Source organism: Cytobacillus sp. S13-E01, from assembly GCF_029193815.1.
Taxonomy (GTDB): Bacteria; Bacillota; Bacilli; order Bacillales; family Bacillaceae_L; genus Bacillus_BV.
Genome location: NZ_JARFVC010000042.1, coordinates 22,921 through 32,881, shown reverse-complemented (window position 1 = coordinate 32,881; position 9,961 = coordinate 22,921). Strand labels below are relative to the sequence as shown.

The 9,961-nt window shown below is 35.3% G+C and carries 14 protein-coding genes; 5 read left to right on the top strand and 9 right to left on the bottom strand.

What is annotated here, in order from left to right; all coding sequences use genetic code 11:
* Window positions 1–842: IS30 family transposase (locus PY093_RS18890; RefSeq protein WP_275647354.1), on the top strand; the 842-nt coding region annotated here is incomplete at its 5' end.
* 525 nt (window positions 843–1,367) lie between these two features.
* Here the strand turns inward: PY093_RS18890 and PY093_RS21490 are convergent.
* The 7 genes from PY093_RS21490 to PY093_RS18865 form a co-directional block, all read right to left on the bottom strand.
* On the bottom strand, window positions 1,368–1,733 hold the full coding sequence (locus PY093_RS21490) for a transposase (RefSeq protein ID WP_481769323.1): 366 nt from the start codon (window positions 1,731–1,733) through the stop codon (window positions 1,368–1,370).
* 40 nt (window positions 1,734–1,773) lie between these two features.
* On the bottom strand, window positions 1,774–2,199 hold the full coding sequence (locus tag PY093_RS18885) for a hypothetical protein (protein ID WP_275647353.1): 426 nt from the start codon (window positions 2,197–2,199) through the stop codon (window positions 1,774–1,776).
* Window positions 2,200–2,385: 186 nt separating this feature from the next.
* Window positions 2,386–2,796, bottom strand: coding sequence for a PIN domain-containing protein (locus PY093_RS18880; RefSeq protein WP_275647352.1), 411 nt, complete (start codon window positions 2,794–2,796; stop codon window positions 2,386–2,388).
* Entirely contained in the window at window positions 2,789–3,058 is a 270-nt protein-coding gene (locus tag PY093_RS18875; protein WP_275647351.1) for an AbrB/MazE/SpoVT family DNA-binding domain-containing protein, read from the bottom strand. The genes PY093_RS18880 and PY093_RS18875 overlap by 8 nt, the downstream gene beginning before the upstream one ends.
* Window positions 3,059–3,415: 357 nt before the next feature.
* On the bottom strand, window positions 3,416–3,517 hold the full coding sequence (locus tag PY093_RS21485; protein ID WP_481769322.1) for a hypothetical protein: 102 nt from the start codon (window positions 3,515–3,517) through the stop codon (window positions 3,416–3,418).
* Window positions 3,518–3,537: 20 nt separating this feature from the next.
* Entirely contained in the window at window positions 3,538–4,359 is an 822-nt protein-coding gene (locus PY093_RS18870) for an IS3 family transposase (RefSeq protein ID WP_275647356.1), read from the bottom strand.
* Complete coding sequence (locus PY093_RS18865; protein WP_275647350.1) at window positions 4,293–4,589, bottom strand: helix-turn-helix domain-containing protein; 297 nt, start codon at window positions 4,587–4,589, stop codon at window positions 4,293–4,295. The genes PY093_RS18870 and PY093_RS18865 overlap by 67 nt, the downstream gene beginning before the upstream one ends.
* A gap of 850 nt (window positions 4,590–5,439) precedes the next feature.
* Here PY093_RS18865 and PY093_RS18860 point away from each other — a divergent pair.
* Window positions 5,440–6,396, top strand: coding sequence for an Abi family protein (locus tag PY093_RS18860; RefSeq protein WP_275647349.1), 957 nt, complete (start codon window positions 5,440–5,442; stop codon window positions 6,394–6,396).
* Between the two features lie 868 nt (window positions 6,397–7,264).
* Here PY093_RS18860 and PY093_RS18855 read toward each other — a convergent pair.
* Together PY093_RS18855 and PY093_RS18850 are read right to left on the bottom strand one after the other, a co-directional pair.
* Window positions 7,265–7,483: a DUF2922 domain-containing protein gene (locus PY093_RS18855; protein WP_275647348.1), complete on the bottom strand. Its 219-nt coding sequence runs from the start codon at window positions 7,481–7,483 to the stop codon at window positions 7,265–7,267.
* A gap of 35 nt (window positions 7,484–7,518) precedes the next feature.
* Window positions 7,519–7,737, bottom strand: a complete 219-nt coding sequence (locus PY093_RS18850) for a DUF1659 domain-containing protein (RefSeq protein WP_275647347.1) — start codon at window positions 7,735–7,737, stop codon at window positions 7,519–7,521.
* 306 nt (window positions 7,738–8,043) lie between these two features.
* On the opposite strand from PY093_RS18850, the gene PY093_RS18845 reads away from it, so the two are divergent.
* From PY093_RS18845 to PY093_RS18835, 3 genes are all read left to right on the top strand, one after another.
* Entirely contained in the window at window positions 8,044–8,889 is an 846-nt protein-coding gene (locus PY093_RS18845; protein ID WP_275647346.1) for a hypothetical protein, read from the top strand.
* A gap of 289 nt (window positions 8,890–9,178) precedes the next feature.
* Window positions 9,179–9,331 (top strand): helix-turn-helix domain-containing protein, encoded by a 153-nt coding sequence (locus PY093_RS18840; protein WP_275647345.1) that lies wholly within the window; start codon window positions 9,179–9,181, stop codon window positions 9,329–9,331.
* Between the two features lie 41 nt (window positions 9,332–9,372).
* Window positions 9,373–9,522 (top strand): hypothetical protein, encoded by a 150-nt coding sequence (locus tag PY093_RS18835; protein WP_275647344.1) that lies wholly within the window; start codon window positions 9,373–9,375, stop codon window positions 9,520–9,522.
* Window positions 9,523–9,961: the final 439 nt, after the last annotated feature.

Here is a 9,961-nt window from a genome sequence, read left to right as displayed (position 1 = left end):
CCGGAGCACGTGTTTATCATGAAAACAGGCAATCATGTCATGCAAAAGACTTCCATAAATACTCGGAGGGTTTCTTTAAGGAATTACCAAAGGCCATCATTTCTACTAAGAAACAGCCACGTGAACATAGTATTGATACCTTTGTCCACACGTATCGAAAGGACCATCCAGATGAACATGTACCTTGTACGAAGACGGTTTATACGTTAATTGGTCAAGGCGTTCTATCTATCCGTAATATTGATTTACCAATGAAAACGCGGATGCGGCCACGAAAGAAACAACCTTCTGAGCCAAAAGGTAAAAATACAAAACATCTCGGTCGAAGTATAGAAGAAAGAGACGCCTCTGTACTTTCACGAGAAGAAACTGGTCATTGGGAAGTTGACCTGGTAATTGGTAAAAAGACAAAAGGAGAACCAGTTATTTTGACAATGGTTGAGAGGAAATCTCGCTTCCTCTTGACGAAAAAGATTTGGGGTAAAGATGCGGAAACAGTTCAAGCTGCAACCTTACAATTGATGAAGAAACATGGATTAGAAGATTTCAAATCACTTACAACTGATAATGGATCAGAGTTTTCTACACTTTCTCTTATTGAAGAAAAAGAACCAGCCGTACAAGTGTTCTTTACGCACGCTTTTGCTTCATGGGAAAAAGGCACAAATGAGCGACACAACGGACTTTTAAGGGAGTTCATACCAAAAGGAGAGTCACTAAGAACTCTTACTTATAGCGACTTACAAATGTACACAGACGCTATTAATAATCGACCTAGAAAAATACTAGGCTACCAAACACCTGAGCAATGTATAGATCGTGAACTACATAGTGTAGCTTAATTTTTCCTTTTGTTGGTCAGATAGAATAAGTCTTGGAGGAGAGTTTATCAAGAGCCGCTACGCTCTTCCTCTTGACAAACTCTCCTCCAAGACTACAAAAAGCCATGCCAACAAAAGGAAAAAAATGGAGTGGAATATAAAACCCCCAATGATCAAAACCGGGATAAGTCCTTGATATCACTGCATTTTCAAGAAAAATTGCTATCTTAGATGCTTTTTATAAAAAATTATGCATTTAGTATTGCAATTTAGCGATTATTTTTTAATTTTCCTATTAAAATGTTTCTGTTTACAACACAATCATATTTCAGGTTCTTGTGCAGTTGGTCATTGTATATGATTTCGTCAGCCTCTTGTTGGACCAGTGATGTCATATTCGATAGAAAGATAGTCGCATAAAAATCCTGTTCGATTACGGCTTGATCATCGCCAATGAATTTTTGAATCTGCAGCTTATTCTTTAATTCATCATACTTTGTTTCAATCCCCCAGCGTTTAAAATAAAGAGCTTTGAATGCAGGTATATCAAAAGTTTCCTCGAAAAGATTGGTAAATAATATTTCTTCTACTCCGGAATCTAAAAAAAATTCTTAAACCTCGTATTTGAATCTTTTTTCCGTTCGATTTCATCTCCAAGAGTTGATCATGTATGTTCGGTTTCATATATCCTCTATAACTGTTGCTTGGGATTCGGATCACAAACTTAACTCCAGCATCCATAAGATATAAGAAGAAATCAAAAGATGGGTAACCCCGATCAAATAAAAAGAGATCATTTTTCAAACCACTAATCTTTAACGATTCGATTAATTGTTTCGCTGCATCTCGCTCACTAGTGGTATATTTTGAAATTAGTGCTTTTATTATCATATTATTTTCGATATCATAGATACAGGATGCCTTAGCTCTCGCAAGCTCAACCGAAGTGCCTTTACGAAGAACTATAGGTGTCCCTTAATTTTTTGGAGTTATTAATTTCAAGAATCGATGCATCAATAGCGCACAAGCGATATCCCATAAATGTTTTAAAGTCGTTTTGATTGTAAAACCAGTCAACGAGTATTTGGTGTAACTGAATAAGAGCCTTCGGCTTGATCTTTCTCCTAGCGGCAGTAAACCCTTGTTTACTAATCTTCGATTCACCCTCTAAAAATAGATTAAAAAAATCATCAAGTTCAAATTGTAGACTTTTTCTCACAAAATTAAGCAAAAATAAGATTGTCAATTTAAAATTCAGCTTATTTTTTCCCTCCCTAGTGAAGTAAGTAAGTTTCGCCCTTGCCTCGCACATGAAGATGAAATCATCCAATACCTTTTGTACAACTTCGACAGCCTCTAAAAACTTACTATTTTTCATAAAAAAAACCACCATTTCTCATTTGATATACCAAAAACTGGTATTCAAGTCGATTATGGTGGCATTTTTGAAATGTCAAGGCAATTTTGACCTATTTACGATAATAAAGGAAGCAACCCCATTCCCTAGACTTACATATTATGGAATCTTAAGTTAATGACATTGGATCCGTCCCGGCGTTTCCCTCTATAATAATTCTTCTGGAATATAAAATTCGCATTCCAACTTTTTAAAATCTTTTTTATCCCAAGTTAATATAGCAAGTTTACTATTAGATTTGCTCGAAATTAATGCATCAGCAAAATCAACATTCTTTTCCGAGTACATTTTCAGTGCATTGATTACATTGTCTTCCTCTACGTCAACATTTTCTGATTCAATTATATCTAATAAATATTCGGTTATTTTATATTTTTCCAACTTATAGTAAGATTTTAACAGCCAACAACATTCAGCGATTACCACAGTTGGAATCACTAATGTTAATTCATTTTTTTCAACCTTCTCAACAAGTTTCACTATTGTATTAAATTTAATTGGATCATCTTTGACTAGTAATCGTATTAGAACATTTGTATCGACTAGGAATCTATTCATATTCGATACCCTCTGATAGAGTATGTTTAGATGCTTCTTTATGAGCAACTTCTCTCATTTTTTCAAGGTCGATTTCCTCTTTAGAAGCAATTCTTCCAATTGCTTGACTCAATAATTTTTTCTTAACCGGCTTTATTCTTACTTCATCGTTTTCTATTAGAAATTTAAATTGATCACCCTCACTTAAACCCAGCTTTTCTCTTAGTTCTTTTGGTATTGTTATTTGTCCTTTACTCGTCATCTTCCCACTTACTAATTCCATTTTAACTTCACCTCTTACTTTTATTATGAGTATTACTTTCATTATAAGTATTACTTAGTGACTTTGCAACTTAACTGAACAATGTTTGTCTACTACGAGAAACACGGGAAGAAACACGGGGACGGTGGTCAAGCCTCCTAAAAGTGGTGATGTAAAAAAAACGGAGCGGTTTCTAAGGAAATGGCTCCCTCTTTCTAAATTTGTGTACTCCATTCAGTATGATCACTTGACATGGAGCCTCGTCACGCATGATACTCGAGCTAGGAAGCAGATGTCAACCACATCTAGCTCCCCAAAAAGAGTATCATGCGTTGCTTCACATCAAGTGGTGCATTTAATTTGTATACAACGTTCATTTTATAGGGACCCATTTCCTTCAGTGAATTGTTGGATCTGAAAGTTTACAGGAGATTGTCGATTTAACCGTTTCTGTCTCCTTGTATTGTTATAATTATTTATATATTGATGTATTTTCGCTTCTAATTCTTCGATACTTTGGAAGAATAAGGATGAAAAGCTTCAGTCTTTAGATGGGAAAAGAAGCTCTCAATACAGGCATTATCAAATGGATTGCCTGGGCGTGACATACTTAATTGAATTTCATACGATTCAAGTGTGTCTTGATAAAGTTTGGATGTGTATTGTCCTCCCCGATCGCTATGGAGAATTAGACCTTGCACATCCTTTTCTTTTTGCACAGCTTCGTAAACTGTTTTTATCACAAAATTTGTTTCAGTACTCCTATCCATTTGATATGCAATGACTTGGTTATTATATAAATCCATTATCGCAGATAAATGTAAGTTCGCTTCTCCAATTTGGAAAGTAGTAATGTCTGTAACCCACTTTTCATTATGCTTATTGGCCGAAAAATCTCTATTTAAAATATTTGGAGCTATCCTGTCAGTTTCTATCCGTTTATACTGATTATAATTCTTATAGTTTGGCTTTTTCCGAATGATTGATTGAATCTTGAGTTCTCTACAAAGCCTATAAACTTTCTTATGATTAATTTCCATTTGATACTCTTCTTGAAGTTCCATGTGTATACGCCGATATCCCCATTGTTTATCTGAATCCTCATATAATTTTAAAATTAATTCTTTCAATTCAGCCTCTTTATCTGTCTTAATATATTTCTTATATTTATAGTATCCACTTACTGATACCTTAAGAAAATCACAAAGTTCTGTTATGGTAAATCGATTCCTTAAAACGTCTACAACCTGGAATTTTAACTTTTTCCCTCCTTCATCAAGATTTCCTGAAACTTTTTTAGGACAGCATTCTCCATTTCTAATTTTCTAATGTATTGTTCTTGATCTGTATACTCTTCTTTTCGTCTTTTATTATCTAAATAGAATGATTCTCCTACTTTTCTGTATCTAAACCACCATGTCTTAATAGTTCCCACGCTAACGTTTAATTTGTTTGCAATTTGACTATAAGAAAGACCTGATTCTTTTAAGTTTATCGCTTCCAATTTAATTTCGAACGTATGATTATTTAATTTTTGACCTTTTTTACTCATAATAAATCACCCCTTATATCAATGATGCCCATCTGGGGGTTTCTTTAACATCTACTATAAGGGGTGCAGGTCACGATTCCCGTGTTTCCACGTTACCAATTATGCTTTAAAAATAAGACTCAGTGAAATTCCAAAAATCCTTGCAGCCTGGCGTTGTGATAATCCATTAGTCCTCTTAACTTTGCGCAACACTTCATTTTTTTATCTTTAGGAAAACTCTTACCTTGGGCAATTTCAATTGGACCTAGCAGTTTCTTTATTTCCCTTCTTGCCTCTTCATCTGTTAATCTATTTTTTCCACTCTATCGTCTAGACATTGATCGTTATTTTTTCTTTCATTAAATTCTTTAAATAATTTTATAGCATTAGCACGATCAGTAGAAAAGATTCTTAAAACATAATGACAATCCACTGAGTTTTTGGGGCAGGTGTTTTTACCATAGTATTCACGACAGCTACTCCATCTCCATTCATCAGGCTGTTGTATCATCCTAGCTTTTACTTGATTTTGGTGAATATATCTTACAGAGATGCACATGATTACTTATCAGACACCAAGCATATACGGTCATTCCAGATTTAATTTTATATTTTTGAAAGACAACCAGAAATTTTATAAATTAGATAAATGGAAATAATTAGGTAAACACGAGATCCGTCCCGGAGTTTCCTGTATATGGGACTGGGACAAGGACCTGCTCCCTAGGTCCCTCTAAGAATAAAGCCTATTTTTGGGGAATATTTCAAATTCATGTTTATTGACAGTCATTAGTGCATATAATATAATGATCTTAGTGATCAGGCCCATGTTCCTTCCGAGGACTGGGCTATTTTTATGGGGTGAAAAGTAATGAAACCGTTCCAAACACACCGTCAGCAAATCTCCATTTTGCGAGGGAGAGGTCTAACCATCGACAACGGATCCACTGCTATGCGTATTTTCGAAAGAGAAAATTACTACAATGTAATAAATGGATATAAGGATTTATTTCTGGTTAAAAATCAAAACGGACAAGCAGTTACCCCTGAAACTTATATACAAAATACCACCATTGAAGAAATATATAGTCTATTCACATTTGATCGAGAGCTTCGAAATTTATTCTTAAAATACCTGTTAATCTTCGAAAACAGCATGAAGTCCAAAATTTCTTACCGATTTAGTGAAAAATTTAAGGAACCTCATGCATATCTCCTATTTAAAAACTACTCGACTTCGAACATGAACCAGGTCCTAGACCTTATTGCTATCATATCAAATAAAATAAAGCATAAGTCTAAGGAGAGAAATAACAATTCTATTAAGCATTATTTATCTGTGCATGGCAACGTACCTTTATGGGTTTTAGTAAACGATTTAACCCTAGGAAACATTTCTAATTTTTATCAAGCTATAGACGATTCTTTAAAGGACAAGATTGCTAAAGACTTCTCCTTACAATTTAAAAGGGATTATGGTGCAACATTCCAAATTCCGAAAGAATCAATTGTAGATGTTATAAAAATTGCTAATTTGAATAGAAATTTGTGTGCACATGAAGAAAGGCTTTATAATTTCAAGTTGCACCATCAAACAAGAACTAGACACAACTCTCAATTATTGTCTATTCCTGGCCATTTGCTAGATGGTAGATTATTTACGATGTTTGCTTTATTAAAATTAGTACTTCCTAAAAAAGAACACAAAGAACTAAAAAGCTCCTTGGATAAGTTGTTCAATAGTTATCAAAATAAATTTACATCTGTTCCATTTACCGATATATCAACAATTATGGGCTTTGACGTTAATTGGAAAACCTATTTTTAAACAAGAAAAGCGCAGAGTGCCCGTTCAGCCACGTATGGACTGGACTGAGCCGACTGAGATAAAGTGAAACTTCAATCAGTGGGGACTTTCCACTGATTGTTAGTTGAACTTATCTGACCTTTAGGGGCAGTTAATTCCTCAGTGAAACTTCTTAGGATTCTCCTAAATTCAAGGTTGAGGTCCTACTGCCCCTTAAGGTGAGATAAAGGAAACACGGAGGGCGACAGCGATCCGATGTTGACTTATCGTAGGGAGGCGAGGGAAGTCCACTAGTCTCTGGCGCTCGGAGCTAGACACAAAAACTAGGTTCAAATTTTGTACTTTCTTACCTTTTAAGAAAAGCGCAAGGCGCCCGCCTACCTTTGACAAGCATAAGACGAGCTGGCTGGAAGGTTGTTCTTTAACCTTCCGGACGGATTGGCTTATGACCTCGAGCCGATGAAGCCTGGAGCTGTATACCAAAACTAGGTAAAAGTTTTAAACTTTCTTACCTTTCAAGAAAAGAAAACCCACCAAGTAGCTATATAAAAATAAATATGCTAACTCGGTGGGCTATTTTGTACCTATATTCATTTTTCTTTTTCACGGCTTCCCTTCTTCTTCAACCGCCAAGCCATCACGCCTTTCCATATGCAGTGAGCTGCGTCCCAAACTTCAAATGGTAGATAATCCTTCCATCTAAATGAATTACTCCCTTTTCAATAATTCGGCTGAAAATATCAGGCCGGGTTTCTTCCTTTCTTTATCTGATTTAATTTCCTGAATGCCTTCCAATTCTAATAAACCACCTTGAATCTAATACTTCAGATATTTCCACAAGATACTATGAAAAAAGAGCCACCCCTCACTAGAAGGATGCCTCTCCCTATTACGCTAATTCAACATCTGATACATTACGCTCAACAACGCGAGCACTGTGTTTCGCAACAAACCCACCACCTGAGCTTGTGAAAACATCATTAGCAACAATTGTATCCATTGCGGCTGATACAGCAGCTGCATCGATTGGTTCAATTGGGTTTTCAATCGTAATTTTTGCAAGCTTACCTACTAAGTTTGTAAACTGCATTTCTAATACCTTTGCCATTATTCTTACCTCCTTTCTTTAAGATTTTTCATTGATTACTCTCCTAAAACGAAGGAATCATTTTTCTCAATCGTGTTAAGTGGTAACGTTTGTAGACCTACAATCGCCTGCGCTACTGCAAAAAGTTGTTCAGCTGTTGCATCTGGTTTGATGTTGTTGTAATTTTTACTCTTTAATTGCGGCTTCCCTTCACCATCAACTCCATTTTCTAACACTAATCGAAGCTGTACATCCTGTAAGTACGTTTGTGCCATGTCTCTCACCTCCTTTCACCCTAGTTATAGGGACGAAGGTGCAAAAAGGTGGCATGAAGTTAAAGCTTTTTTAAAAACAAGATTTTAGCTGGAAGTTAGGTTGGTAAGTCGATGACGATACGTGACCGACTCGCTATACGATAAGGGGACAAAAAGAAAAAGAAAAAGAATAACAAACAGTTCTCTATCTATGTAGAGTGAAATATCTAGAAAGGTAGATTTCAACACTAGAAAAAATTTTTTATCTCCATGCCACCTTTTCCACCTCTAACTCCTATAACTAGTGTGAAAGGGTGGTGTAATAGCATGAAATTTAAATCTGCAAGCACAGAGAATTATAAAGAGCTTTCACAGTTTAGTTGTTTAGAGGAGTTTAATAGTCATATTGAAATGTGGATGGTATCACATAAAAGAGAGTTTTCGAAAGGTGAATTGGTTGGATTTAAGAGGTTAGTTCGGTTTGCTGCAAAGTATCCTGGTGTATGTAATGCAAGAATCGGAACGATCTTAAAAGCGATTCATGAGAATTACAATGGACAAGGTATTTCTCGTTCGACGTTTAAGCGGATGATTCAAAAGGCTATCAAGATTGGGATTTTTTCTGTGCATGAGACGGAGCGTAAGAACGGTTCACAGTCTAGCAATTTGTATATTTTCAATCATTTTCCGCAAAATGAACCACCTAAAACGGAAAAAGTGAACCACCAAGAAACTAGCAATCTTTCTAAAACTAAACAAATTAATAATACTAAACGTAATGACGCTGAGCTAGATTACACATATACGAATGATCGTGTACCTAAGACATTTGTAGATTTAGCAAAATGCTTTTTCCCAGATGCCAAGACAATCGAAGAATATTGGAAAATGACAGATGTTGCTGCCTATCGGAATAACCGTGAAAATGAACAAGGTACTGTGCTTGATCTATCAATTGAATCCTTTAAGCAAATGATACGAAAAGGTAAACTACATAAGGTGCATAATCCTATTGCCTATTACTATGGCATCCTTACTAAAAAGCTGTACCAAACGTATTACCAGGAGTTACATGAGCTAGAGAAGGAAATAGAAATTAGAAGCGGAAACGATGTATCGCAAGATCATCCAAACTATTCAAATCTAGCTCTTATGAGGGAGTTGCTTTTTTAGTCTACTTTACGAATGGTATAAATCTAAACCAGTAAAGATATTACCCGAGATTCTTTGTTGCAATAGCTGAAAACACAAGGATTGCCTCCTCTAGTTCCCTTTCAGGCGGTGCACAGCAGCAAAGTAAAAGGCTACTCCCATTCTACTTTTCGACATATTTACTATTACAAAGTAGAAAATACTAAAATTACAGTTACATACTCTATAGTGTGTAATACGAAAAAAATACTCGCTATAGTTTGTTAACCTATTACCATCTCTAGGATTAACTAAGACTAGAGGTGATTTCATGTATAATCGAAAAGTTATTTGCTCAAGAATTCGGAAGATTCGAAACGAAAAAGGGATAAGTCAAGTAAGATTAGCAGAATTAACTTCTGTTTCAACTAACTATATTGGAATTGTGGAACGGGGGAAAAGTCAGTTACAATTGATGTTCTGAAAAAAATTGCTTCTGCTCTTGATACTATTTTTGCAGAATTATTGAGCTATTCAGAGCTTCTTGCTAAGAATGTTAGTACTGAAATAGTAATTGAAATCGTCGAAAAAATTGCTGGACAACCATATGATGTGCAACAGGATGTGCTAAAAATAGTAGAAATCTATTTAGCTGGAATTGATCGATATAAATAGTCAAAAAGCTATAGCATAGGAAAAATTGAACGAGGGGCACCAACTCCTGGTAGCAACACCTTGTTTCACCTTTCAAAGGTGTTAAACCTGGATTTAGAAAAGCATCGACAAGAAGTAGAAGAAATGCCAGGAGAATCCATCTCCCTAGCCTTCTAATTTGGGACAAGGAACCTGTCCCCTAGCTCCTCAATGTATCGGTATTTATCTCTTAAAACTCTATCTGAAATAGTTTAAACCCTTCCCAAAAAATAACTTGTGAAATATTTCTGTGAAACAAGAAAATTTGGGTGGTGACCGACACCAAAAACTAAGAATGTTGCCACCTTTTATGTCGAATTAAATATTATTAACTCAAGAATGTACAGTATATTACATTTAACTACAAATTATACCAACATGAGTTGTAAATTTGCATGAATTTGTTATACTATAGTTAAAC